Genomic DNA, 498 nt, shown 5'->3' on the forward strand with positions numbered 1-498 from the left:
CGGGTCGCCACCACCGGCGGGATCGAAGAAGGTGGTGCCGAAATTGCGATCGGTCAGCAGCATGGTGATGGCAGCCGCCAGCACCGGCAGCGAGAGCAGCAGCAGGAAGGCGGTGACCAGCACCGACCACACGAACAGCGGCATCTTGTGCAGCGTCATGCCCGGCGCGCGCATGTTGAAGATGGTGGTGATGAAGTTGATCGCGCCGAGGATCGACGAGGCACCCGCCAAATGCAGCGCGAGGATCGCCATGTCGGTCGACGGGCCAGGCTCGCCGTACGTCGACAGCGGCGCGTAGAGCGTCCAGCCGTTACCGGCACCGCCGAAGAAGGGCGAGGCGAGCAGCAGCGTGAAGGCGGGGATGAGCAGCCAGAACGAGATGTTGTTCATCCGCGGGAAGGCCATGTCGGGCGCGCCGATCATGATCGGCACGAACCAGTTGCCGAAGCCGCCGATCATTGCGGGCATGACCATGAAGAACACCATGATGATGCCGTG

1 protein-coding gene is annotated in these 498 nt (G+C 64.5%); it reads right to left on the bottom strand.

From position 1 onward, the window contains the following. A partial coding sequence (locus AACY52_RS30345; RefSeq protein WP_339561386.1) for a cbb3-type cytochrome c oxidase subunit I occupies positions 1 to 498 on the bottom strand: 498 nt, incomplete at both ends.

Source organism: Pseudomonas sp. EA_65y_Pfl1_P113 (genome assembly GCF_963970525.1).
Lineage (GTDB): Bacteria > Pseudomonadota > Gammaproteobacteria > Pseudomonadales > Pseudomonadaceae > Aquipseudomonas > Aquipseudomonas tritici.